We start from the raw sequence: 25,892 nt of genomic DNA on the forward strand, positions 1-25,892 counted from the left end.
ATAATGGTTATTAAATTTAATAAATCTGAAGCATTTAATAAGGCAAAAGCAAAATTGACGGATACTTTAACTAACGCGGAAAGTACAGAACAAGAACAAACGTCAGCGTTTGAAGGTTTCTTTGATGCACTACAAACAGATGTAGCAAATACAGTTCGTGAACAAGTAAATAACGATATGCTTGATCGTTCAATTTTACAGCAACGTGGTCAAAATGTTTTAACTTCATCAGAAACAAAATTCTTTAATGCAGTTGTTAAAGAAGGTGGATTTACAGATGGATCAATCCTTCCTGTAACGACGCAAGAGCGTGTGTTTGAAGATTTAGTTACAGAACATCCCTTATTAGCTGAAATTGGTTTGCAAGACTTAGGAGCAGTTACGAAGTTTATTTACTCTGATGCAACGAAGGCGTATGTATGGGGCGAATTATTCGGGGAAATCCGTGGACAAATTGATGCTATCTTCAAACAAGAAAAAATTGGCCAACTTAAATTAACTGCATTTGCAGCAATTCCGAATGATATGAAGGAACTTGGGCCGGAATGGATTGAACGCTATGTTCGAACTGTTTTAGTAGAAACATATTCTGTTGGTCTAGAATTTGGTTTTATTAATGGTGGAGGATCTGTAGCACATCAACCAGTTGGTTTAATGAAAGATGTAAATCCAGAAACAGGCGCTGTTACTGATAAAAAATCTTCTGGCAAATTAACATTTGCTCCGTCTGATAAAGGGGAAATTGTAGCAGGCGAACTTTATGAAGTAGTAAAAGCTTTATCTGTTGATGCTAAAGGGAAATCCAGAAAAGTATTAAATAAAATTGTAATGGTAGTGAACCCGATTGATGCGATTGGCGTACAAGCACGTAATACAATCCAGACCGCAACAGGTCAATGGGTAATGGCATTGCCTTATAACATTAAACCTGTCGAGTGTGAGGAAGTTCCTGTTGGTAAAGCATTATTCTTTGTAAAAGGACAATATATTGCTGCAATCGCAGGTGGATACAAGCTAAAAGAATTTGATCAAACATTAGCTTTCGAAGATGCTACGCTTTATACAATTAAACAGTTTGCTAATGGTAAACCAAAAGATAATAAAGCAGCTCTTGTATATGATTTAAAGATTTCTTTCACACCGCCTACAACTCCAGAAACTAAATAAGGAATGATGTGAATGGATACAGTGATTTCAACTGAAATATTACAAGAATTTAAAGATAGGATGCACTTGGGTGATGATGAAGATGATAACCTAAAACGCATTCTTTCTACGTCTAACAAGGCATTAATTAGGATTTGTGGAAATTATGATTTAAATAAAGACGAGGAGTTCAAAGAATTAGTCTTTGAACGTTCTCGTTATGTTTATAACGATGCATTAGAGTATTTTGACAAGAATTTTTTAAGTCAGATTAATAGTTTAGGTATCGATAAAGCATTAGAAGAAATTAAATTGGACGGTGATTAATATGCGTCCTTTTCAGTACAAAAAGCCATTGAATACAGGTGATTGTAGAAATCGAATTATCATTGAACAACCTGAAGTAATAAAAGATGAACTGAATCAAGATGTTGAAACAGGTAATTGGCAAGAAGTAAAAAAAGCATGGGCAATGATAAAAACGGTAAAAGGTTCAGAGTACATTGAAGCTTCGGCTTCACAGTCTACACGAATTTATCGGTTTGTAATTCCTTATACAACAGGAATTACAGAATTAATGCGAATTAAAATGAAGGATCGTATCTTTGACATTATCGAACCGCCAATGAATGATGATGAAATGTATCAAACATTGACTATTATCGCAAAGGAGCATGTTTAATATGAACGATTTTGCGAGTGAACTTGCTAGAGAATTACAAAGATATGCGAATGTTGTGGAAGAAGAATTGTTAACAGCGCAAGAAGAAGTTTCTGATGTTGCCGTAGAAAAATTAAAGCAGAAAAGTCCTAAAAAAACAGGTGCATATCGTAAAGGTTGGCGTAAGAAAAAAGAAGGCAATGGTGTTGTTATCCATAATACTCAAGGACAATTAACACACCTGTTAGAAAAAGGACATGCGAAAGTTGGCGGTGGGCGTGTTCCGGCACAGGTGCATATCCGTCCAGTTGAAGAATATGTAATTGATGAATTGCCAAGACGTATTGAAAGGGCGGTTCAACAATGACATTAGGTGAATTAACAAAAATTCTTGAAGCTACAGGTTATCCTGTGGCTTATTCGCATTTCACAGCAACACCAACGAAGCCAGTCCCAGCGCCACCTTATATTTGTTTCCTTGTGGATGGATCAGCAAACCTAATGGCAGATAACAAGGTTTATCACAAAATAAATGATTTAAATATTGAGCTTTACACAACTAAAAAAAACTTAGTTGCAGAAGCCAAACTTGAAAAAGTTCTAGACGATCATGAGATTCCTTATGACTCACCGATTGAAGGAATTATTGAATCTGAAAATATGTATCAGAAAATATATGAAATGAGGTTGATATAAATGCTTAAAGAAAATAAAGTTACGTTTGGTTTAAAGAATGTACATTATGTCCCATTTGATACTCAAGATTTTTTAGTAAAGTTTGCGACACCGATTCCATTGCCTGGTGGGGTTGAACTAACATTTGAGCCGCGTGGTGATTTAATTGAATTCTATGCAGATGACATGCTTTATTACGCAGCAAGTAATAACCAAGGTTACGATGGAACATTAAATATTGCCACTATTCCAGAGCAATTTGCTATTGATGCGTTAGGCGAACAATTAGATGAGACAGATGGTGTATTAAATGAATTAGCTGATGCTAAAGGGAAACCATTTGCATTACTATTTGAATTCGATGGCGATGTAAATGCTACTCGACATGTTATGTATAACTGTGCAGCGAGTCGTCCAACAATTGCATCTAAAACAAAAACAAATTCAGCCGAACCAAATACAAATGAACTGAAGTTTGTTTCTAGTCCAATCGTTTTAGCTCCTGGTGGAAGACCAATGGTTAAAACAAAAACAACATCTAAAACAACTCAAGCAATTTATGATAATTGGTACAAAGAAGTATACGTTAAAAAACCAGCAGCACCAAAAGGAGCGTAATAGTAAATGGAAAAGACAATTACAGTAGATGGTCAAGATATTCGTTTGAAAAGTACAGGAGGGACACCAGTCCGATTTAAAGCGCAATTTGGAAAGGATTATTTTGCACAACTTCTCAAGTTAGCACCACTTGGGAAAATCGATATGGAAAATCTAGATCCAAGTAAGTTAGATAGTGTGGATTTCGAAGTGTTTTATAATCTTGTTTGGACTATGGCGAAAACAGCTGATCCAAAGATACCAGAACCGATGGTATGGTTAGATTCATTTGATGAATTTCCAATCATCGAAATCTTAGAAGATATTCAAGATATGATAGCTTCCACAATTCAATCTAAAAAAAAGTTGTAGATAGCAATAATAGTCAACAAGGAGCGAATCAGGGGGATGTATTCACCACTGAGACGTTCCTTGTTTTGTGTTATAAATGCAAACTTACAAAGGCTGATCTAGAAGATATGACGATTGGGATGTGCCTTGATTATATCGATGAATATTTAGAAATGCAGAAACCCCCACAAGAAAAAACACGTAAAGCAACACAAGCAGACTTTAATAGTTTCTAAAGAAGAGAGGTGAGAAAATGGCAGGAAGAATTAAAGGGATTACGATTGAAATTAATGGTAACACTCAACCGTTACAAAATGCGTTAAAAGATGTAAATAAACGAAGTAATGATTTAACAAAAGAGCTAAAAGATGTTGAACGACTTTTGAAATTTAATCCAGGTAATGTTGAAGCATTGGCGCAAAAACAACAATTACTTACGCAAGCAATTGAAAATACAACCCAAAAGCTAGATAAATTGAAGGCAGCAGAACAACAGGTACAAGCCCAGTTTCAAAATGGAAAAATTTCCGAAGAACAATATCGTGCGTTTAGGCGTGAAATTGAATTTACAGAAGGGTCGCTTAATGGTCTAAAAAACAAGCTTGGAAATATGAAAGCTGAACAAGACAACGTAGCGAGTTCAACAAGGCAATTAGAAACATTATTTAGAGCTACAGGGAAAAGTGTTGATGATTTTGCAGGAGCGTTAGGAAATCGTCTTGTGAATGCAATTAAAAGTGGTACGGCTACCAGTAGACAGTTAGATCAAGCGATTGGTCTTATTGGTCGTGAAGCATTGGGAGCAGAAGCTGATATTGAAAAGTTACAACGTGCGCTTCGTTCTGTTGATGATGGTAATTCAATACAACAAGTTCGAAATGATTTGAGAGACCTTTCACGAGAAGCTGAAAGAGCTGGGAAAAGCTTCAAAGAATTAGATATCGGTTTAGAAAATATGTTAGGCGGAGCAATGGCGGCTGGTGGTATCTCAGGTGTAATTGAAAAAGCACTTGATACTTCGAAATTAAAAACGAAAATTGATGTAACTTTTGAAGTCCCGGCATCATCTAAGAAGTCAGTTGAACAAGCTGTTCGAGGAATCGAAGCGTATGGTGTAGATGTGGAGGAAGCTCTTGAAGGAACGCGTAGGCAATGGGCTTTAAATAAAACCGTAAGCGATACAGCTAATACGTCAATTGTAAAAGGTGCAGCAGCCATTACTACAGCTTATGCTGGTATTGATTTTACTGAGTTAATTCAAGAATCGAATGAAATCGGGAATGAATTAGGGATAACTAATGAAAGTGCTCTAGCATTAACAAATTCTCTTTTGAAAATGGGATTCCCACCAGAACAATTAGACATAATTGCCGAATATGGACAACAGTTAACACGAGCAGGCTATACGGCTGAAGAAGTACAAGCTATTATGGCAGCTGGTGTTGATACAGGCACTTGGAATATCGATAACCTATTAGATGGACTGAAAGAAGGGCGGATTAAAGCGGCCGAGTTTGGTAAAGAAGTCGATAAATCAATGAAGGAATCCCTTGAAGGTACGAAAATTTCAGCCGATCAATTACAAAAATGGGGACAATCTGTAGCAAAAGGCGGTAAAGAAGGCTCAACCGCTATGACAAGTATTGCTAAAGCTTTAAATGAAGTTGAAAATGAAACAAAGCGAAATGAGATTGGTGTAAAACTTTTCGGTAGATGATAAATTGTGCCGAATTAAAATCGCGGTATGAAGCAAGAAGGGTGAGATTCCTGACTTGAACCGAAGGCTATACGAAGTGTAGTCAGGGGCAGAGCATAGAGGGTGAAAAGATATAATCTCTCCACGAGACCGCGACACTTATTAGTGAAAACGTATGCCGAGCTTGCATTAATAGGAAGTGCAAGAAGTAGAGGATAAAAAGCCTTTACGATAACAAAATGACAATGTTTGAAGATCAAGGGCAAAACATTATAGATACATTGTTAAATGCTCAAGGTAAAGTTATAGATTTAAATGTGAGTCAAGAAGAGTTAAATGCAATGATTAAGAAAATGGATGCAAGTCCAGCTGTGAAGTTCCAAAAAGCAATGGGTGACTTAAAAATGGCACTTGAGCCACTGTTGGGTATTGTAGCTAATATTATTGGAGCTTTTGCAAGTTGGGTTTCAGCACATCCAGCATTAGCCGCAGCATTAACAACTGTTGCTGTAGCATTAGGAATATTAATTGGAGCTTGCATGGCTTTAGCCCCGGTATTTGTCACCTTATCCAGTATAGCTGGAATTGCAGGTGTAAGTATTGGGGCTGTTGCTGGTCCAGTTGCATTAGTGGTAGGTGGATTTATAGCCGCCACCGCAGCGATAGTCGGGTTGGTAATCGGAATTAAAAAGTTATGGCAAACAAATGAAGGTTTTAAAAATAGTATTACTGGCGTGATAAGTGGAATACAAAGTTTTATCGACATATTAGTATCTTTAGGTAAATATCTATTTTGGACAGCAGCAGATGGTGATTACTTAAATGATTGGATCACGCACTTACCGAAAGGATTCCAGGATGCGGCTGAAATAATAGGACTGGCAGTAAGTAAAATACGTGAAGCATGTCTTCATCTTTTCGATGCTGTGAAAGCTGTTTTTTCAGGAGATTTTAGCCAATTAGGAGAGGTTTTTAAGACAATTGGCCCTTCTATAGCGGGCGCAATTATTGGTGGACTTCCTGGTGTTCTTGTCTCTGTATCTTGTTATTTGCCAGCGATATCAGAGTATTTAAATGCAAACTCAGGAATAATTCTTGAAACCATAACAAATATCTTTACTAATATAGCAAATTTCGTAACAACAGCATTACCGCAATTTCTTGAAGCTGGATCTCAAATGATTTCTAGTTTTGTGAATGGTTTGGTTGTAGCGGCTCCAATTATCCTTGAAGCCATTGTTGGAATCATTAATACCATTTCACAAATGATTGCTACTTATCTTCCTATGATTGTTCAAACAGGAATCCAAATTATTCAAACCTTAATTTCCGGAATTGTACAGGTCTTACCTATGCTTATAGAGACAGGGCTTCAGTTGATTATGACTTTAATAAATGGGATTATGCAGATGATTCCTCAATTAATTCCAATAGCTGTAACGATTATTGAGACCATTATTAATGGGATTATGTCATTTTTACCTCAGTTAATTGAAATAGGAATAAATTTATTAGTTTCGTTAATCACAGGTATTACACAAGCTTTACCTATGATCGCTTTAGCAATTATTACAGTCATTACAACCTTGATTGAAGCAATTACATCAAATCTACCAAAGATTATTGAAGCTGGTGTGAAAGTATTAATTAGCTTAATAGATGGAATCATTAAAATGCTACCGCAATTAATAGATTTAGCAATAAATCTTATAACGAAAATAGCTGATACATTACTAGCAAACTTACCTAAAATAATTGAATCGGGTATAAAAATTCTAATGGCTATTATCGATGGAATTGTAAAAGTCTTACCGCAACTTATTAATGCAGCCTTAGATTTAATTGTTAAAATAGCATCCACATTAATCGCTAACTTGCCAAAGATCCTTGAAGCTGGTATCAAAATTTTGCTCATGTTAATTACTGGTATTATAAAAGTTCTACCAGAATTAATATCCGCAGCATTAAAACTTATCATTACTTTAGCAGGAGAATTAATTAAAAATTTACCTAAAATCCTTGAGGCTGGTGTTCAATTGATTTGGGCTTTAATAAAAGGGATTGTAAGCATGGTAGGACAATTAGGGTCTACAATCGTAACAGATATTATACCGAAGATTGTTGATACTTTAAGAAAAGTTGATTTAATTAAGATAGGGAAAGACATTATAAGTGGTCTGATTGACGGTCTTGGTAGTATGGCTGGAAAAGTAATGGACAAAGTTAGATCAATTGGTAACAGCATTTTAGATGGTTTTACTGGATTCTTTGATATCCACAGTCCATCACGTGTGATGCGTGATAAAGTTGGTAAACATATTGGTAGTGGTCTTGCAGTCGGTATTCAACAATCTTCAGGTGTAGTTCTTCAAGTAGTTCAAGACCTATCAAATTCTGTATTTGGCATTCTAGAAAACACTTTAAATGCATTTAATCGTTCAAATATGAATGGAATGATGAATAATAATCCACTCCAAAAATACTTTGAAGCAATATTTGAAGACGGTGATTATCTAAATGACTGGATTACACATTTACCAGTGGACATGAGAGATGCATTGAAAGCAGTTGGTAAAGAATTAGAGGGTTATGATGTTAATAGCGGTATGAGTGCTGATAACCCTGTAGCGCGTTATATACGTAGTGTGTTAGAGAGTGGCGATCCGTTCCAAGAAATATTAGAAGAGGAATTTGTAGAATCAGGAAAGTGGCTAGAAATCGGTAAAAAAGTTGCTGGATTTAGAGAACAAATTTTTAAAGACTTCTATAATGATCCGAATTTAAATCCAAATAAAGATAACATGTTATCCTCCGCATTTGAAAACATCTTTAATACTGTAAATAATACTTTTAAACAGTTTAGTCAAATGGGTAACAGTGCTGGGAAAAGTATTGGGGATGGACTTGCAGAGGGCATGAAGAATTCAATAGGGATTATTAATCAAGCTTCTAAAACAATGAGTGCAGCGGCAGTACCAACAGTTAATGTAGGTAATTTAGGAGCACAAGCTAATGGGTTGTATCAAACTCAAGGAATAAATGGTGAATTTGCGGTCCCAGGTGGCGGATTAGCAATTGAAGTGCCTGTTAATTTAGATGGACGAGAAGTTGCACGTGGTACTTATCGATATACAACTGAATATCAAGATAGAGAAAACAAGAGAAACTCAGCCTTTTAGGTTTGGGTTTCTTTTATTTTATAAAGAAATGGGGTGTCAAAATGAGCTCTTTTACATTTAACAATCAACGAAAAGAATATATTCAAATAGAAAAAGGATGGAGTCCACCAACATGGGCACCTCTAAAACGTAATTTCTTAAAAACACCTGGATATCCAGGCGCAAGATTATTAGGAACGGATACAGATCCTCGTCCACTTCCTGTTCCTGTAGGAATTATCGTTCCAGATAGAACAGATTTAGAAACGTTAAAAGAAGAAATAGCAGCATGGTTAATTACAGAAGAAGCAGTTGATCTAGTATTTGATGCAACTCCTGATCGAACATATTTAGCTATAATTGATGAAGATTTTAATCCTGATGATTTCGTTACGTTAGGTAAAGGTACTTTGAAATTTATTTGTCCAATGCCTTATAAATTAGGACCTACTCGAACAGTAGATTTTCAAACAGGTGCGCTTGGGTTAACAGCAAATGTTCAAAACAAAGGAACCGTTCATTCTAATCCTATTATCGAGGTTAACATTACGAAACCAAACACTTTTTTAGATGTATGGTTCGGCGGAGTATCCTTAAGTGATCGAGATTATTTTCGTATCGGTATGCCACTTAAAACTGTAGAAAAGCCTGTAGAAAGGAATCAACGTATAGTATGGGATGAAATGGCTACTACGGTCGGATGGAGTAAAGTCAGTGCAATGGAAGATGGTGAGCCAGTTGGCGAAATGAAATCAGATAAATATCAATTTTATTGTTCTGATTTTGGTACTGGAACAGGTAAAGGATGGCATGGTGCAGCTGTTAAAAAGAGTATACCTGGTGGTCCAGTACAAGATTTTATTATGCAAGCCTACGTAACTTGTAAGAGTAAGAAAATCAATGAAATGGGACGAGTTGAGATAGCAATACTCGATGAAAATAGTAAGGTACTTTCAAAAATTGCTATGAACGATCTCTATTGGCAAGCTGAACAAAATTTTGGAACGATGGTTATTGGATACGATAACAAGCCAGGAAAAACAGGATTGATTTATGAGAGCGGTGATTATCCAAATACATGGAATCAATATTTTGGTCGATTATGGATAGCTAGAACAGGGAATGTGTGGGAAGCGTATATTTCGAAATTTCTTCCGGGGACAGAAAAAGATGATTCAGAACGTTTTGCACGATGGACAGACGAAAATAACTATCATATGGAAAAAGCAGCTCAAATACAGATTAGTATCATGCAATGGCAAGATGTACCGCCAGTAGAAGCTATGTCTGTTAGTGATTTAAAGTTTTGGAAAGTAAATTTAAATACCAAAAATACACCGCCTTATATAGTAGATGTGGGCGATAAAGTTGTAATTGATACAGAAAATAGTCATGTAACGATTGAAGGGAAGGATGCAATTAATATTAAGGACTTTTTCAGTAATTTTCCTGTCATTAATAAAGGTATGAATACACTAGAAATCATGCCTTCTGATATCGGAACAGCAAAGGTTAAATATAGGGAGCGGTTTAGATGAGAACACCAAGTGGAATCTTACATATTATTGATTTTAAAACGAGTCAAACCGTTTCAGCTATACAACCAAAAGATTATTGGGATGATAAACGTCATTGGGAAATCAAGAATAATATTGATACTTTAGAGTTTAAAGTATTTGATAACACGAAATATGCAGCAACACTTATGCAACAAAACTTAGTATTAAAAGAAGTAAGGGATGGGCGTATTGTTCCCTATGTAATCACTGAAGTAGAAAAAGACCCAAACGATAGATCCGTCATTACTTACGCATCGGGTGCATGGATTAATCTTGCTAAAGATGATTATATTCGTCCGCAGAAAATTGAAGGCAAGACAGTAAATGAATTTATGGATATTGCTCTCGTAGGTACAAAATGGAAGCGTGGTAAAACGGAGTACGCTGGATTTCATTCTATGACTATTGACGAATTTATAGATCCATTGAGTTTCTTAAAAAAGATTGCTTCCCTATTTGAACTAGAAATTATATACCGTGTTGAAGTGGCTGGTTCTCAAATTGTAGGTTGGTATGTAGACATGGTGAAAAAAAGAGGAAGAGAAACAGGAAAGGAAGTCACGTTAGGTAAAGATTTAGTTGGAATTAAGCGTATTGAAAACTCACAAAACATTTGTACCGCTTTAATTGGTTTTATCAAAAAAGAAGGCGGAGAAGTTCTCACTATCGCAGATATAAACAAAGGTATGCCATATATTGTGGATAACGATGCTTTTCAACGTTGGAACGAAAAAGGTAAACATAAATTTGGATTTTACACACCAGAAACAGAACAAGATATAACACCGGAACGTTTATTGACTCTTATGAAAACAGAGTTAGCAAAACGTGTGAATACCTCGGTTTCTTATGATGTTCAAGCACAAAGTATAGGGCGTGTATTTGGACTAGCTCACGAGTTAATCAATGAGGGAGATACAATTCGAATTAAAGATACTGGATTCACACCTAAGCTTTATTTAGAAGCGAGAACAATCGCTGGTGATGAATCTTTTACAGATCCTACACAAGATAAATATGTGTTTGGTGATTATCGTGAAATTACTGATCCAAATGAAGAACTACGAAAGATTTACAATCGTATCCTTAGTTCACTAGGAAATAAGCAAGAACTGATAGATCAGTTAGATAGATTAGTGAAAGATGCAAATGAAACAGCTAATAATGCTAAGAAAGAATCCGAAGCAGCGAAAACATTGGCTGAAAAAGTGCAAGAGAATCTTAAAAATAACACGGTAGACATCATTGAAGCTAAGAATCCACCGACAACAGGACTTAAACCTTATAAGACACTTTGGCGTGATATTAGTAATGGAAAACCTGGTATTTTAAAGATATGGACAGGCGCAGCTTGGGAATCGGTTGTTCCTGATGTGGAATCGGTTAAGAAAGAAACATTGGATCAGGTGAATAAAGATATTGAGTCTACGAAAACGGAGTTAAATCAAAAGGTTAAAGAAGCACAGAATCAAGCTACAGGACAATTCAACGAAGTGCAGGAAGGTTTACAAGGTGTCAGCCGTACAATTACTAATATCGAAAATAAACAAGGTGAGATCAATAAGAAAGTAACTCAGTTTGAACAGGATTCTAATGGATTTAAAATTTCTATTGAATCGTTAACGAAAAAAGATACTGATATTAGTAATAAATTAAATACGGTTGAATCAACTGTGGAAGGCACCAAAAAGACAATTTCCGAGGTGCAGCAAACAACAAACGATTTAACAAAAACAACAAATGAAATAAAAAATACGGCCACTTCAAATAAGCAGACTATTGAACAATTACAAACTGATATGAGTAATCTTTCTGTAGGTTCAATCAATCTAGCAAGTGATTCAGAATCAGGATTAAACAAACAGAACATGGCTGGAACCTGGTCAGATAGTAAACAAATGACTCTTTCTAATAAGATTAATTACAGAAATAAGACGTTTACTATTTCTTTTTTATTCACTGGGAAAATGACTAAACTTAATACAAATCCTTGGTTCGGTGTAGAAACAGCGATAACGTATACGGATGGAGAGCAAGAGTATAGGTCTATAAGAACAGACTCGAAATTAAAGGTTAATGTGGATTATAAAGATGAACCATTATCATATACATTCAAGACCAAAGACAAGGACGTAACCCAAATTAGATTTTACTATTCCGGGCGCAATATTGATGGGAATTTAAATTCTCACCATGCAAAATTTGAAGAAGGTAATATACGAACTACATGGCAACTAGCTAATGATGAAGTTACTTCTAAAGAAACATTCACGAAAAAAACAACTGAAATTGAGCAAAGTGTGGAGGGTGTTAAAACCAGTGTAAAAAGTGTTCAAAATAGCCAAGCTGGATATGAACAACGTATGAGTGATGTGGAACAAACAGCAAGTGGACTATCCACCACAGTTAGTAATTTGAACAATGTAGTATCAGATCAAGGGAAAAAGCTTACTGATGCAAATTCAAAACTTGAACAACAGGCAACAGCAATCGGTGCGAAAGTCGAGCTTAAACAAGTAGAAGATTATGTTGCTGGATTTAAGATACCTGAGTTGAAGCAAACAGTTGATAAAAATAAACAAGATTTGTTGGGCGAACTAGCTAACAAACTTGCAACTGAGCAATTTAATCAGAAAATGACTTTGATTGATAACCGTTTTACTATCAATGAACAGGGAATCAATGCCTCAGCTAAAAAGACAGAGGTATATACAAAAGAGCAAGCCAATGGGCAATTTGCCACATCATCTTATGTAAGAGATATGGAAACCCGTCTTCAGTTAACTGAAAAGGGCGTTAGTATATCTGTAAAAGAAAATGATGTAATTGCAGCATTCAATATGAGTAAAGAAAACATTACTTTGAATGCGAACAGAATTAACTTAAAAGGTTTTATTACAGCGAGTCATATTAAAGGACAAGTTTTAGAAGGGGTAACTCTTAAAACGAGTGGAGACAGATTTGTTGAAATAAATAGGCAAGACATGAAGATTTTTGATTTAGATAGACCACGTGGTTATATAGGATTTATGGAAACAACTGATGGAAGTATCCAACCTTCATTTGTTCTTGGCTCTGATAACAGAAAGTTCACTGGTACAGGATCGTTCTATATTTATCAAACGACTCCACGAATTAATGGCGTTGAAGAACCATCTAAAGCTTGGGCTACATTTGGATTATCTAAAGGACAAAATGCGGAAGGTAATAGTATATGGTCATCATATATTCAAATGCAGAATGACGGTGGGCATATGTATACATATGCAGCCGGAAGATTATACTTTGATAATTTGAATGACATTGTTTTTAACTCAGTAGGATGGGCTCGAGGATACGGGAAGTTTATAGTGACAACAACAGAGCCACATTATTTTAAAAATGACTATGGTGAGTTTCATTTTGATAGAAAAAGTACTGGTAACAGTATATACTTTGCCAATGGTGTTAATGATCATGATTTAAACATGGGAAGATTAATGCTAAGAGCAAGTCTTGTATCAGGCTATGATATGAATTTACAAATTAAAGATGTGTATGGTAATGGATGGCGAGATATAGAGTTAAGAACACTGCGAGCTAAAGAAAATATATCTGCCACAGGGCGTATGTGGGCGCAAGAATTTATCCCTAATTCTTCTCGTACGCTTAAAACGGACATAGAAGACCTTCCATTCTCTGCTTTAGATAAAATCAACTCTGTAAACATCAAACAGTATCACTTTATAAGAGATGTTGAACGCTTCGAGTCAGGGGAGTCTATTACACTTCCAATTAATTACGGTATGATTGCGGAGGACTCTGACGATGTATTCACCACACCACAGAAAGACGCTGTAACACTTTATAGCTCGGTTTCAATTTCTATTCAAGCAATACAAGAAGTTGACTTTAAAGTTAAAAATCTTCAATTTGACCACGGTATGTTGAAGCAGGAAGTTGACACTCTTAAAGAACAACTTGAAGCAGAAAAACTTGAGAAAGTTTCAATGAAAGCTGAAATTGATGAATTAAAGGTATTAGTGCAACAATTACTAAACAAATAAAACGAAAAGAGAGTGAATTATTATGGCTAAATTTTTCAAACCGGTATTTGATGAATTAACAATCGATCATGGTTCTGATATCTTATTAGAGGAGAATCATATGATTATCAATATCAATGCTGATAGAGTTCGAGAACAATTAAATTATGATGAATCATTAATGGTTTCTGAATTTCCATTGTTTAAACTTCCGGAAGATTTAATAAACGAGTTAACTACATTAGGAAAACAAGCGATTCCACATACTACACATTCAAATGTGAAAGGATGGTTTAAAATGCGACCGGATTTTGGGAGCGATGTAGTAAATTATGGATTTCAAATGTTATCCGGATATGATGTGTTTGACGGTAAGGAAATGAAGTGGAAGTGTATAGAAAAAGCTTTTGGTGGATTAGAAACGAAACACAAAGTATTACAAAGAGCAACCTATGTAATTGTTTTAAAAGATGTAACGGAAGTGGTCAACTAATATAACGAACTGGCATACTAAAACAAAAGATAAATGAGAAACCAGAGCAGCCATAAGCTGTTTTTTATTTTGCATTAAATACGGCTTTGATTCAATTCATTAATCAAGAGGAGTGATTTCACTTCTCTTTTTATTTTGAGGAGATGATCAGTGTGAAACGAATAGTAGACCAAGTAATTTATGAAAAGCATGTTAGCCAGGAAAATAAAAACCTAGTCAAAGATTTTCTCATTGAAAAGAAATCGCAAGGGAAAGCGGCAAGCACTTTACAGCAATACAGTTGGGATTTACGAATTATTCTGTTTCTGATACATGAACACTTCGAAAATAAAAAACTTATTGATTTAACACGTAAAGATATTCGGAATTTATCTATTATCTTTCAAGAGATGGGAATGTCAAACGCACGTGTGAATGGATTGATGAGTGCATTACGTTCAGCTCTTGAGTTTTGTGCTGACGATGATGATTATAATTACGAGTTCAACGTAGGATCAAGGGTGCGTGGTTTACCTAAGAATCCAATTCGAGACATCACATTTATAACTGAGGACCAGATTAATTGGCTAATCGATGAATTACTTGAGCAAGAAAAATATATGTTAGCAACGTATTTAGCTCTTTCTTATTACAGTGCAGCTAGAAAGAATGAGGTTTACCAGGTTCAAAAAGAAGGGCTTACAGAACATTATTATACAAATGTGGTACGAGGAAAACGTGGTAAGAAGTTTAGATTATATTACAATCACCGGGTGCAGAAATGTATTCGTTTATATATAAATCAGCGAGGTAAGGATACTATTCCAGATTTGTTTGTGCGTGTTTATAAGAATGGTGAGAGAAAAAGATTGAACAAGAGTGTATTTAATTATTGGTGCGACATATTTGCTAAGATGCTAACCGAAAAGGAAGGGAAAGAATTTAAAATGAATCCTCACTGTTTCCGTCATAGCAGATTAGATAATTTAAAAGTACAAGGAGTACCACTTGAAAAATTAAAATCACTCGCTAATCATTCTGATATTTCCACAACTGAATCTTATTTGAAAGATAGAAGTGAGGAAGATATTGCAGAGATATTTGGAATGGACCCAAGTTACTTTGCAGCATAAAAAGGAGTGAAGAAATGACAATTGAAGTAGGAGCACTTATCGCAATCGCGTCAGCATTGATAGGATATATGTCTTATTCACTGAATCGCTCGAAAGAGATTAAGTCAGATGGTAGACAAGGGGCAGAAACAAATGCGAAATTGGAGTACATCAGTAAAGGAGTTGATGATATTCGTATTGATTTAAAGGCAAATGAAAAGCAAATGATTGTACTTGGAGAGCGCATTACAAGAGTTGAAGAGAGTGCCAAACAAGCACATAAACGCTTAGATAATGTAGAAAAGGAGATAAATTAACTATGACAAAAGAGAATATTAAAAAACGACTCCGCAACTGGAAAACATGGGTTGCGGTTTTTTCTTTGCTTGGATTTTTATTTACGAAGTTTGGTGTTCCAGAGGCAAAAAGCTTTTTGGATGAATTAGCGCCTTATTTATTGACTGTTGGTATCACATTGGGGATTTGGTCTGATCATGATGTAAATAGCGAAGGAGAGGATAAATAATGGGTTACACTGTAGATATTTCAAAATGGAATGGTGATATTAATTGGCCCGTGGCAAAACAACACATTGATTTCATCATCGCTCGTGTACAAGATGGTTCGAATTATGTAGATCCATTATATAAGGGATACGTACAAGCTATGAAGCAACATGGTATCCCTTTTGGTAACTATGCATTCTGTCGTTTCGTTTCTGAGAATGACGCACGTGTAGAAGCACGAGACTTCTGGAATCGTGGAGATAAGAGCGCGACAGTCTGGGTGGCTGATGTAGAAGTGAAAACAATGGATGACATGCGAGCAGGTACACAGGCTTTTATCGATGAATTACGTAGATTAGGTGCTAAGAAAGTTGGTTTATATGTTGGCCATCATATGTATGCTCCATTCGGAATGGCAAATGTAAAATCTGACTTTGTATGGATTCCTCGTTATGGCGGGAATAGACCAGCTTATCCATGTGATATCTGGCAATACACTGAAACAGGAAATGTACCTGGTATTGGAAAGTGTGATTTGAATGAATTAATTGGAAGCAAGTCGTTAGATTGGTTTACAAATAAATCGTATAAACAAGAAGGAGTGGAGATTATCGTGAACAAAAATAATAAGGTGATTACTTATGAATTTGGTGTAAATTTAATTCCAGAAATGATTCAAATGATGGATACGCTTGGATACACTTCAAAAATTGTTTCTCGTGGAGATCGTCAGGGGCTTGTTTATTTTGAGTCGGATTATCGTCAAGGTAGTGAGTTAGATAAAGCAACAGCATGGTTAGATGCTAAAGGATTAAAGTATTACTATACAAAAGAATAGTTTAAGGAACAAAAATAAGAGAAATGAAACCTATGTGAGTGGGCTTACATTAACATAAAGAAAAAGAGGACTCCTCACTACTAGCAGTCCTCTTTTGTATTGTTTAGCGATTCCCATCTAATCTATGCAACATAGCTATAATTTCAGCTCTTGTCGCAAAATCATTTCCGCGAGAACCATCATAGAAACCATTGTTAATTCCCCACTGTCTTGCACGGCTAAATCCGTATTTTGAATTCCAAGCAGGTCCGTTACCTAAGCCTTGATAAAGCATTCCTATCATTTCATTACGAGTTATCCAGTCAGTGCCACGAGAACCATCACTAAAATGTCGTTTAATAACATAGGCGCGTGCTTGAGCATACCCATCCCCTGGAGATGCTTGCTTTCTATCACGGTAAATCATTAACCAGGCATCTTGACGAGTAGCTAGATTATCTCTTAAATCAGCTGTAACAATACCATTTTTGAAAGCCCATCTCATATCTAAATCTGCCCAGTGCGCCGCCTGAGCTTCTTGTGGTGCAACTGTTGCAAATCCTGTAGATAATGTTACAGCAGCAGCAGCAACGACCATAGTTTTTTTAAGTTTTTTTAACATCTTTTCCATTCCTTCCCTATGTGTTTATTACGTATGTAATATTATTATATTAAAATTATAAAGTAAATAGATATAGTGGAATTTACAGTATTCTTTTAGTAATAATTTGTGAAGTTAACAAGAAAATGGAATTATATATGATGTCATTTCTTACAAAAGAATAGTTTTATTAATAAAAATAAAAGCCGTCATTATGACGGCTTTTTTTATTGCTCAATTACTGTTGCACTAATTTTAGGCATTCCTGTTTTATCTTTTTCATCGTAAGCGCCATAAATCGTTACTGTTGCACCTTTAGATATTTTCAATCCGCTTTTGAGAGTTATTTCATTTTCGCTTGATTGCACACCACTTTGTGCAATTTGAATAGTGTACATACCTTTTCCATCATTTTCATTTGTGCTTATGACAAATGAAGGTAATGCTGAAGATTTAAGTAATAAATCTACCGTTCCTGTAGCTTTAAGTCTCTTTCCTTTTTCGTATTGATCTCCATTTGCTTTAACAAAACTAACTTCTTCAGCATCTTGCTTGATCTTCTTATTTAATTCATCCTGAGATGTTAAATCTTTTTTAGTTTCTGGTTGAGATTTGACGTGTGTTTTTTCGCTTGATTCATTTGGTTTGGAAGAATCACAAGCTGTTAGACCTAATAATAGGGTACTTCCGACACAAAGACTTATAAGTTTTTTATACATTTGCATTATCCTCCTCTATATCCTCTATCCAAATTTCTTCCATGTGCAATTTTAATTCTTTTGCAATTTTGTAAGCTGTAAGAAAGCTAGGGAGCGTCGTGTTATTAACAAGTGAGCTCATTGTAGTTTGACTAATTCCAATAAGATTTGAAAATTCCTTTTGACGTATTTCTCTTTCAGCAAAAATAACACGTAGTTTACATTTTAATCGCACAATATCACCTCTTTAATTATATACAATTCGCATATGGAAATGTGTCCTCCTTTAATTTAATCAAGGAACATTTAGAAAAGTTTAAATGGACAGGCAATATAACTCTTTCTAAGTCATATACCTATATCAAGACCACCAGGAATACCAAGTGGAACTAAGGACATCAAGAGGGGAGAGGGTTACATGCGTTGGCAGTACAATCATCTGAACACAACTCCATATCTTCATCCGTCAAAGGAATTACGCTCGATGTACAATGAATCCAAATCAAGATCAGAAACGGAATCAATTATGAATCACATGAAAAATCATGAAGTGTTTAATAACAAGGAATATAAAAGATATTTCAGTTTATCCCAGGTTATTGAAGAGGATCTATACGGTGAGGAAGAAGATATTTTAAATTGGGAAACTTTAATGGACTGTTATGATGCAGTCCTTACAAGAAAAGGTATTATATTTCGTGAAAAAGAAGAGGAGGAATAGGCATGACACTCGCAGGAGAAGCGGTAGTTATTTGGACGGCAACAGGTTTGTCAGTAGTTGCAATGAAGGTAGCAGAAAAAATGGGGAAGAACGTTCCACATTGGCTTCCACGTATTACTTTGTACACAACGCTTACAGGCTCGTTTTTATACCTTCTACGTTATGTTCTAGTTATGTTTCTATGAAGGAATAGGATGTGGAAAGCTTATATTCTATATGTCATAAGGGATTTTGCTTGTATGCACGTATTCCTTGAAACAGGGATATATACCCTCTATAAGAGGGATATAGGGAGTGATTTTATGTTGGAGCTATTATCGGTACCGGTCGCAGGATTATTATTCGCCATATTCGGTGATAAACTTAAAAGTAAAGATGATGACCGTAAAAAGATACAAGTATTTTTTGAGGTAAGTGGAATTGCTATCCGGATTGAGGAGAGATTACAGTATCCGGTTTTTCTTGAGCGAAAAAATGATGACCGAAGCACAACTTATGTATATCGATTACCAGTAGGAATGCCAAGTAAAATTATTCAGAAAGTTGAGGATGTTGTTTCTGAAGGATTGAACAAACCTGTTCGAATTGATTACGACAATTACAAATTAAATATTCGTGTGTTTCATAGAGATATACCGAAAAAATGGTCATGGTCAAATGACTTAGTGACACAAGGGAAATGGCGTGTACCAATGGGCCAAGGTTTAGAAAAACTTATCTACCATGATTTTGATAAAACTCCACATATGACATTAGGTGGTCTCACACGAATGGGTAAGACGGTGTTTCTAAAGAATGTAGTTACTTCACTTACTATAGCCCAACCAGAGCATATTCATTTATACATTATTGATTTAAAAGGCGGTTTGGAGTTCGGACCATATAAGAACTTAAAACAAATAGTTTCCATTGCTGAGAAGCCCGTAGAAGCCTTTATGATATTAAAGGACATTCTTGAGAAGATGGAAGAGAAAATGCAATACATGAAAGATAGACATTATACAAACGTTGTAGAAACAAATATCAAAGAGCGGTACTTCATTATAGTAGACGAAGGAGCCGAACTTTGTCCTGATAAAAGTATGAAAAAAGAACAACAAAGACTATTGGGAGCGTGTCAACAAATGCTGTCCCACATAGCTCGTATAGGCGGTGCCTTAGGATTTAGATTAATTTTCTGTACACAGTATCCTACAGGAGATACATTGCCACGCCAAGTGAAACAAAATAGTGATGCGAAATTAGGTTTTAGGCTACCAACTCAAACAGCTTCAAATGTTGTAATAGATGAACCAGGATTAGAATCAATAAAAAGCATTCCTGGTCGTGCAATTTTTAAAACCGATAGACTTACTGAAATACAGGTGCCTTATATTAGCAATGAAGTGATGTGGAATTATTTAAAACAATTTGAGGTGGAGAAACATGAGGATGCAAACGCATATGCAAATCAACCGTCAAATGGCGATTCTTGCGACGATTAGGAAGCTACAGTTTGCGACAAGAAGGCATTTAATGAGTGTGCATGATATGGGCGGGATAAGAAATGCAAATCGAATTATGAAGGATCTCTCTTCTTACACGAGTAAATTAACTCACAATAAAGAATATGTTTATTATTTAAATCAATCAGGGCACAAGCTATTTGGTGAAGGGAAAGTAGTTCATCATAGTAGAGTAGCACATGCTATTTTACGCAATGAAGCTTGGCTACATTTGTTTTGCCCAGATGACTGGCAAATAGAAACAGAAATTAGATATATAAAAGATAATAAAAAGAAGAAGATAATTCCTGATGTGAAATTTCGTGACGAGGACAGAATACTTCATGCTGTAGAAATAGATCGTACCCAAAAGATGGTGGTCAATGATGAAAAATTAAAATGTTATGAGGAGCTTACTAGAATATATAAACAAAAATATAACGGAAAAGTGCCAGTTATTCATTTCTTCACCATAACCAAATATAGAGAAAAGAAATTGGAACAACTGGCAGCAAAATACGATGTGTTTGTAAAAGTATATGTAATTCAAGAAATTTAATTCTGTAGGAGTTAACGGGGATAGTAAATGGGAATATATATATAAGAAGAGAGTGATCGCAAACGACCACTCTCTTTTGACCACGCAGACCACATTGACCACAACTTGTACCACATTTATTATTTACTTTATGTCCATTTTGTCTAAAATAGAAAATATAGCTGGACAAAAACACACGTTTTAACACATAATGGACACAATGCTTCTTTAGAGGTGTAAAGAAAAAACATTGACAAATATAAAATGGCTAGCTATAATTTTGTTTGTTGCCTTGAGGTGATATGATATGAAATGGTCCATCCATCAATTGAATAAATTGAGAAATAAAGGATTGACATTGGATGAGATGGTAGATGTAAGTGAGCTAAAAGAGGTCGAGAAAGATATTCGTGAAATTAATCCTGTTCATGTAACGGGAAGAGTTGATTTTGGCTCCGGTAAGTTTACGTTTCATCTACATATAACTGGAAGCATGGTTTTACCATGTTCTCGCTCTTTAGTAGATGTGACATTACCATTTGACATTAAAACAACTGAGGTGTTCCAAACTTCACAAGAAGAATTTGAAACTGAAGCTGAAATTCACTCTTTAGAAGGAGAAGTACTTGACTTACTGCCCGTAATCAAGGAAAATATACTTTTGGAGATTCCAATGCAAATTTTCAGTGATGATGTTTCTGGTGGAGCACCGACGCAAGGTCAAGACTGGCAAGTGATTTCGGAAGAAGACAAAGAAAAGACTGTTGATCCAAGATTGGCAGGACTTGCAAAGTTTTTTGACAAATAATCGGAAGACTGGTTCAGGCCTTCATATGAAAATAACTATTTCTTTTAAGGAGGTGGGAAGAATGGCTGTACCTTTTAGAAGAACTTCTAAAACAGTAAAAAGAAAGCGTCGTACGCATTTCAAATTATCAGTACCTGGTATGGTAGAGTGCCCAAGCTGTGGTGAAGCGAAATTAGCTCACCGTGTATGTAAAGCATGCGGTACTTACAAAGGTAAAGAAGTAATCAGCAAGTAATTGCGGGAAAATAAACGCAGAAGATATCTTCTGCGTTTATTTTTTTTGTCTTAATCTTTAGTTGTTGTATTCTATCTTTTCTAGTAACTGCATATGCTTAATAAAAAATGCATAGGGAGGACTAGAGAGATGGCGACAACAAGACAAGATGCTTGGACTGATGATGAAGATTTGCTTCTGGCAGAAGTAGTACTCCGGCATATTCGAGAAGGTGGAACACAACTTTCTGCCTTTAAGGAAGTGGGAAAAAATTTATCTCGTACACCAGCAGCATGTGGGTTTAGATGGAATTCTTACGTAAGAAAGCAATTTAAAGAACGTATTGAGGAAGCAAAGCAACTTCGTAAAGTAGAAAATTATGAAGTGAAAGAGACAAAGGTGTTAGAACCTACGTCAATTACGTTGAATGATGTTATTAATTTCTTGCAAAATTATAAAGATGAAAACTCTTTAACGGTGTTGCAACAACAAGTTGAATCATTACAAACAGAAAGAGAGCGTCTTCTGGAGCGGTTATCAGTATATGAAGAAGAGTATAGAACATTACTTGATTATATCGATCAAAAAAGAAGTGTAATGGTAGCGGAAAGAAACAATGCTCGCTCGAATGAGAAGTTAGAGAAGCTTAAGAAATAAAAAACAGCTGTTATACAGCTGTTTTTTTATTTCTTAAGCTGATTCTTCGTTTGTAACCGCATTCAAATTTGCTTCTGGATGCCAAATATAAAAATCTCCATCAGTTACTGATACGGGGTTGAAATTTAATTTATCCCAAAAACCAGCTGAATGAATACGTGCTATCGTTTTAATAGGGAATTGCATTTGTTTCGCATGATTTACAAGCATTTGCCCGAATCCTTGTTTTTGAAAAGTTGGTAATACTTCAAGTTTATAAAGTTCGAGGTAGGGACCTGTAATTTCGAATGGTTCTCCGCCATTTCTTTTCATATATAGACTCATACGTGCAATTAGTGATCCACCGTAATAAATACCGTAAAATGGAGATTCACTGTCGTTTTCAATAATGTTTGCTTGTAATTCTTCCAGCATAGATAGTTCCTGGGCTCCGCACCCTTTAAATTTTTTGAATTCATCTAACGTTTTATAATTGATGAGCAAGCGCTCAACTTTTGGGAATCCCATTACATCACATCCTTTTCTTGTCTCGTTGAATGCAGAAAAGTAAAAATATTTACAATAATATTATAACTCATTTTTTTATTTTTATGAAGAAGATAGTATATTTCTTTTTTTATTTTTTTGAGGATTTGCTAAACTAAGAGTAGAAGCGTATTAATAGGTAGTACATACATAGTGAAAAATGAGAGTGTATTTGTTGGGCAAAGGACAGCGGAATTATAGGGCGTGCTCATGTGCTTTAAAAAGATATAAAGGGGGGAAGGCAAGGGCACTTAATGTGAATTCCTTGTGTGAAAATGAAAATTGGAATTGTCGGACCAGGTGCTATTGGTCTATTGTATACATTTTATTTACAAAAAAATAACCAAGATGTTACGTTGTTTACTAGGACGGTTAAGCAGGCGGAAGAATTGAAGGAAACAGGTGTAACTTGTATTAGAGATGGAAGATGTGAAACAGTATATCCATCTGTTTTACCGATAGAAAGTATGGTAGCGCAAAATTTAGATTATATATTTGTTGCTGTGAAGCAATATCATATAGATCACATACTACCGTTTGTGGAAGGGGCATCATCATTAATCTTTTTGCAAAACGGAATGTCGCATCTTCAAAAGATGCTGAACATAGGGAGTGAAAATATAGCTGTTGGTATTGTAGAACATGGTGCGAAAAAAGAGGGAGGGCATATCGTTCATCATACTGGGATAGGGGTAACAAAATTTGGAGTGGTTTGTGGTCAATCTATACATTTTAAAAAAATATTCAATTATTTTCCTGTTGCTTATTTTCCAGTTCAAATAGAAACGGATTGGGAAGAGATTATGCACAAAAAATTAGTAGTAAATGTATGTATCAATCCGTTGACAGCATTATTGGGAGTTAAGAATGGTGAATTAATCACGAATCGTTTTTTTTATCAAATGATGGAGCAAGTGTTCCAGGAGGTCGCATTTCTTATTAGAGGAGAAAAAGAAATGATATGGCAAATGGTACGAAATGTGTGTGAAGGAACGTCTCGTAATACATCCTCTATGTTAGCGGATGTAAGAGCGAATAGACAGACGGAAATTAATGCGATTGTTGGATATGTATTAGAAGAAGCTAAGAAACAGCAACGAACAGCTCCGACACTTCAATTTTTGTTCGATGCAATAAAAGGTTTAGAAACAAGAGTATAAGTGTTATTCTTTGCTTTTACGTGAAACATTGACTACAATGTGGATTGGTGAGAGAACTGGATACGAAAGGAAGAATTATATGGAGATAAAAGAAATCTCTGTTCCGCAACAAGGTGTTGTAGCGGACTATATGAACGGTAAAAAAGAGATACAGTCATGTTTTGATTATGTGTTAACAGAAGATGCTTTTAAACAACGTTTACATGATTTGCGTGAAAGGGAGTTTTTCCGCCAAGATTTAGTAGCGCATTTATTAGAATATAATACAAAATTACAAGCGGGAGAATCTACAATTCAAAATGTAAAAGCGCTTGGAGATGAAAATACATATGTTGTTATAGCTGGACAACAAGCGGGGTTATTAACTGGACCGCTTTATACAATTCATAAAGTTATTTCAATTTTACAGCTTGCAAAGGAAAAGGAAGTAAGTTTAGGAGTTAAAGTTGTCCCTGTCTTCTGGATTGCGGGTGAAGACCATGATATGGATGAGATTAACCATACTTTCGTAGCGAAAAATAAAAAGTTGAAAAAAACAATTTTTTATGACCGTAATCCGAAAAAGGCGAGTGCTTCTGAGTCTGAACTTTCTGTTGAAGATTGTAGAAATTGGATTGAAGAGATTTTTAAAACATACCCAGAAACAAATTTTACGAAGGATGTATTAAAATTTGTTGATGATGCTTTGAAAAAATCGAATACGTATGTAGATTTCTTTGCTCATCTTATTACGAAAATCTTTGCTAATTCTGGTTTAATCCTTGTTGATTCACATCATCCTGAATTAAGAAAGTTAGAAATTCCATTTTTTAAGCGAGTTATAAGTAAGTATAAAGAGGTACAAGAGGGCCTTCGAAATCAGCAGGAAGTAATTAAAGAACTAGGATACAAACCGATTATTGAAACGAAGTCTCATGCAGTGCATATATTCATGGAAATAAATAATGAACGAGTATTGCTTGAAGAGCATCAAGGTAAGTTTGTTGGAAAGGATGGGGCGCATTCCTTTTCATACGAAGAGTTGATTGAAGAGATGGAGAGAAATCCGGCGCGTTTTAGTAATAACGTTGTAACACGTCCTCTTATGCAAGAGTATGTATTTCCTACGCTCGCATTTATTGGAGGTCCAGGAGAATTAGCTTATTGGAGTGAATTACAACAAGTATTCCATACTGTCGGTTTTCAAATGCCACCTGTCGTTCCTCGTCTTACAATTACTTATATGGAGAGAGATATAGCGACAGATTTATTTGATTTGCAATTGAGAGAAAGTGATCCATTTTTAAATGATGTCGATAAATTGCGTGAAAACTGGTTGTCCAATCAAATAGAGGAACCGATTGATGATCATTTTGAAAAGGCGAAAAAAGAAATTGCTGATATTCATGCATCTTTACAGCAATTTGTAAAGAAAATAGAGCCAGGGTTAGGTGCGTTTGCAGGGAAAAACGAATTGAAAATTAATGAACAAATTGAACTGCTGGAAAGAATGTTGAAAAGAAATGTTGAGAAAAAGTATGAGGTTCAGCTAAATAAATTCCGTCGTATACAATTCGCACTTCGTCCATTAGGTGCACCACAAGAACGTGTGTGGAATGTATGTTATTATTTAAATCAGTTTGGTTTGGATTTCGTTGATCGTGTAATGGAAAACCCTTTTTCTTGGGACGGAAAACATCATGTTATAAAACTATAAAATCTTGCTCTTTGG

At 35.4% G+C, this 25,892-nt stretch carries 28 protein-coding genes and 1 pseudogene; 25 read left to right on the plus strand and 4 right to left on the minus strand.

What is annotated here, in order from left to right:
- Window positions 1-3 precede the first annotated feature (3 nt).
- The 16 genes and pseudogenes from CGQ22_RS05275 (at window position 4) to CGQ22_RS05350 (ending at window position 16,796) form a co-directional block, all read left to right on the plus strand.
- Entirely contained in the window at window positions 4-1,167 is a 1,164-nt protein-coding gene (locus CGQ22_RS05275) for a phage major capsid protein (protein WP_000234859.1), read from the plus strand.
- Window positions 1,168-1,179: 12 nt separating this feature from the next.
- Window positions 1,180-1,473 (plus strand): hypothetical protein, encoded by a 294-nt coding sequence (locus CGQ22_RS05280; protein WP_089148339.1) that lies wholly within the window; start codon window positions 1,180-1,182, stop codon window positions 1,471-1,473.
- Between the two features lies 1 nt (window position 1,474).
- The gene (locus CGQ22_RS05285; protein WP_089148340.1) at window positions 1,475-1,828 is read left to right on the plus strand and encodes a phage head closure protein; all 354 of its coding nucleotides are present in this window, start codon (window positions 1,475-1,477) and stop codon (window positions 1,826-1,828) included.
- Between the two features lies 1 nt (window position 1,829).
- Entirely contained in the window at window positions 1,830-2,174 is a 345-nt protein-coding gene (locus CGQ22_RS05290) for an HK97 gp10 family phage protein (protein WP_089148341.1), read from the plus strand.
- Complete coding sequence (locus CGQ22_RS05295) at window positions 2,171-2,503, plus strand: hypothetical protein (protein ID WP_000172094.1); 333 nt, start codon at window positions 2,171-2,173, stop codon at window positions 2,501-2,503. The genes CGQ22_RS05290 and CGQ22_RS05295 overlap by 4 nt, the downstream gene beginning before the upstream one ends.
- Entirely contained in the window at window positions 2,504-3,100 is a 597-nt protein-coding gene (locus CGQ22_RS05300) for a major tail protein (RefSeq protein WP_089148342.1), read from the plus strand. It abuts the gene before it with no gap.
- 6 nt (window positions 3,101-3,106) lie between these two features.
- A complete protein-coding gene (locus CGQ22_RS05305) occupies window positions 3,107-3,451 on the plus strand; it encodes a hypothetical protein (protein ID WP_000415940.1) in 345 nt (114 codons plus the stop codon).
- Window positions 3,452-3,683: 232 nt separating this feature from the next.
- Window positions 3,684-5,141: pseudogene (locus CGQ22_RS05310) on the plus strand (hypothetical protein); the annotation flags it as partial.
- 224 nt (window positions 5,142-5,365) lie between these two features.
- Window positions 5,366-8,305, plus strand: coding sequence for a phage tail protein (locus CGQ22_RS05315; protein WP_089148344.1), 2,940 nt, complete (start codon window positions 5,366-5,368; stop codon window positions 8,303-8,305).
- A 41-nt stretch (window positions 8,306-8,346) separates the two neighbouring features.
- Window positions 8,347-9,822, plus strand: coding sequence for a distal tail protein Dit (locus CGQ22_RS05320; RefSeq protein ID WP_089148345.1), 1,476 nt, complete (start codon window positions 8,347-8,349; stop codon window positions 9,820-9,822).
- Window positions 9,819-13,889, plus strand: a complete 4,071-nt coding sequence (locus tag CGQ22_RS05325) for a phage tail spike protein (RefSeq protein WP_089148346.1) — start codon at window positions 9,819-9,821, stop codon at window positions 13,887-13,889. Before CGQ22_RS05320 ends, CGQ22_RS05325 begins: the two co-directional genes overlap by 4 nt.
- A 22-nt stretch (window positions 13,890-13,911) precedes the next feature.
- Complete coding sequence (locus CGQ22_RS05330; protein WP_089148347.1) at window positions 13,912-14,361, plus strand: hypothetical protein; 450 nt, start codon at window positions 13,912-13,914, stop codon at window positions 14,359-14,361.
- Window positions 14,362-14,513: 152 nt separating this feature from the next.
- Window positions 14,514-15,473, plus strand: a complete 960-nt coding sequence (locus CGQ22_RS05335) for a tyrosine-type recombinase/integrase (protein WP_139032789.1) — start codon at window positions 14,514-14,516, stop codon at window positions 15,471-15,473.
- Window positions 15,474-15,487: 14 nt separating this feature from the next.
- Window positions 15,488-15,769, plus strand: coding sequence for a hypothetical protein (locus CGQ22_RS05340; RefSeq protein ID WP_089148349.1), 282 nt, complete (start codon window positions 15,488-15,490; stop codon window positions 15,767-15,769).
- Window positions 15,770-15,771: 2 nt separating this feature from the next.
- Window positions 15,772-15,978, plus strand: a complete 207-nt coding sequence (locus tag CGQ22_RS05345) for a hypothetical protein (protein WP_000159647.1) — start codon at window positions 15,772-15,774, stop codon at window positions 15,976-15,978.
- Entirely contained in the window at window positions 15,978-16,796 is an 819-nt protein-coding gene (locus tag CGQ22_RS05350; RefSeq protein ID WP_089148350.1) for a GH25 family lysozyme, read from the plus strand. Before CGQ22_RS05345 ends, CGQ22_RS05350 begins: the two co-directional genes overlap by 1 nt.
- 103 nt (window positions 16,797-16,899) lie before the next feature.
- Here the strand turns inward: CGQ22_RS05350 and CGQ22_RS05355 are convergent, their stop codons facing one another.
- From CGQ22_RS05355 to CGQ22_RS05365, 3 genes are all read right to left on the minus strand, one after another.
- Window positions 16,900-17,397 carry a protein phosphatase 2C gene (locus tag CGQ22_RS05355; protein ID WP_089148351.1) on the minus strand — a complete coding sequence of 166 codons (498 nt, stop codon included), beginning with the start codon at window positions 17,395-17,397 and terminating at the stop codon, window positions 16,900-16,902.
- A gap of 206 nt (window positions 17,398-17,603) precedes the next feature.
- On the minus strand, window positions 17,604-18,095 hold the full coding sequence (locus CGQ22_RS05360; protein WP_089148352.1) for a hypothetical protein: 492 nt from the start codon (window positions 18,093-18,095) through the stop codon (window positions 17,604-17,606).
- A complete protein-coding gene (locus CGQ22_RS05365; protein ID WP_089148353.1) occupies window positions 18,088-18,309 on the minus strand; it encodes a helix-turn-helix transcriptional regulator in 222 nt (73 codons plus the stop codon). The genes CGQ22_RS05360 and CGQ22_RS05365 overlap by 8 nt, the downstream gene beginning before the upstream one ends.
- Before the next feature lie 183 nt (window positions 18,310-18,492).
- Between CGQ22_RS05365 and CGQ22_RS05370 the strand changes: the two genes are divergently transcribed.
- The 7 genes from CGQ22_RS05370 to CGQ22_RS05405 all read left to right on the plus strand — a co-directional run bounded on the left by CGQ22_RS05370 (window position 18,493) and on the right by CGQ22_RS05405 (window position 22,496).
- Complete coding sequence (locus CGQ22_RS05370; protein ID WP_089148354.1) at window positions 18,493-18,795, plus strand: hypothetical protein; 303 nt, start codon at window positions 18,493-18,495, stop codon at window positions 18,793-18,795.
- A gap of 2 nt (window positions 18,796-18,797) precedes the next feature.
- Window positions 18,798-18,980: a hypothetical protein gene (locus CGQ22_RS05375; RefSeq protein WP_061132202.1), complete on the plus strand. Its 183-nt coding sequence runs from the start codon at window positions 18,798-18,800 to the stop codon at window positions 18,978-18,980.
- 117 nt (window positions 18,981-19,097) lie between these two features.
- On the plus strand, window positions 19,098-20,279 hold the full coding sequence (locus CGQ22_RS05380) for an FtsK/SpoIIIE domain-containing protein (protein ID WP_089148404.1): 1,182 nt from the start codon (window positions 19,098-19,100) through the stop codon (window positions 20,277-20,279).
- The gene (locus tag CGQ22_RS05385; protein ID WP_002178874.1) at window positions 20,221-20,838 is read left to right on the plus strand and encodes a replication-relaxation family protein; all 618 of its coding nucleotides are present in this window, start codon (window positions 20,221-20,223) and stop codon (window positions 20,836-20,838) included. The genes CGQ22_RS05380 and CGQ22_RS05385 overlap by 59 nt, the downstream gene beginning before the upstream one ends.
- 286 nt (window positions 20,839-21,124) lie before the next feature.
- Window positions 21,125-21,625, plus strand: a complete 501-nt coding sequence (locus tag CGQ22_RS05395; protein WP_000872149.1) for a YceD family protein — start codon at window positions 21,125-21,127, stop codon at window positions 21,623-21,625.
- 61 nt (window positions 21,626-21,686) lie between these two features.
- Entirely contained in the window at window positions 21,687-21,860 is a 174-nt protein-coding gene (gene rpmF, locus CGQ22_RS05400) for a 50S ribosomal protein L32 (protein ID WP_001984764.1), read from the plus strand.
- A 129-nt stretch (window positions 21,861-21,989) separates the two neighbouring features.
- Window positions 21,990-22,496: an RsfA family transcriptional regulator gene (locus CGQ22_RS05405; RefSeq protein WP_089148356.1), complete on the plus strand. Its 507-nt coding sequence runs from the start codon at window positions 21,990-21,992 to the stop codon at window positions 22,494-22,496.
- Window positions 22,497-22,529: 33 nt separating this feature from the next.
- Here CGQ22_RS05405 and CGQ22_RS05410 read toward each other — a convergent pair whose 3' ends face one another.
- Window positions 22,530-23,003, minus strand: a complete 474-nt coding sequence (locus CGQ22_RS05410) for an N-acetyltransferase (RefSeq protein ID WP_000506692.1) — start codon at window positions 23,001-23,003, stop codon at window positions 22,530-22,532.
- Between the two features lie 293 nt (window positions 23,004-23,296).
- Between CGQ22_RS05410 and panE the strand changes: the two genes are divergently transcribed.
- Together panE and bshC are read left to right on the plus strand one after the other, a co-directional pair.
- Window positions 23,297-24,181: a 2-dehydropantoate 2-reductase gene (gene panE, locus CGQ22_RS05415; protein ID WP_139032836.1), complete on the plus strand. Its 885-nt coding sequence runs from the start codon at window positions 23,297-23,299 to the stop codon at window positions 24,179-24,181.
- 79 nt (window positions 24,182-24,260) lie between these two features.
- Window positions 24,261-25,877 (plus strand): bacillithiol biosynthesis cysteine-adding enzyme BshC, encoded by a 1,617-nt coding sequence (bshC, locus tag CGQ22_RS05420; protein WP_089148358.1) that lies wholly within the window; start codon window positions 24,261-24,263, stop codon window positions 25,875-25,877.
- The last annotated feature ends 15 nt before the right edge of the window (window positions 25,878-25,892 follow it).

The sequence above is a fragment of the Bacillus sp. M13(2017) genome (assembly GCF_002218325.1).
Taxonomy (GTDB): Bacteria; Bacillota; Bacilli; order Bacillales; family Bacillaceae_G; genus Bacillus_A; species Bacillus_A thuringiensis_K.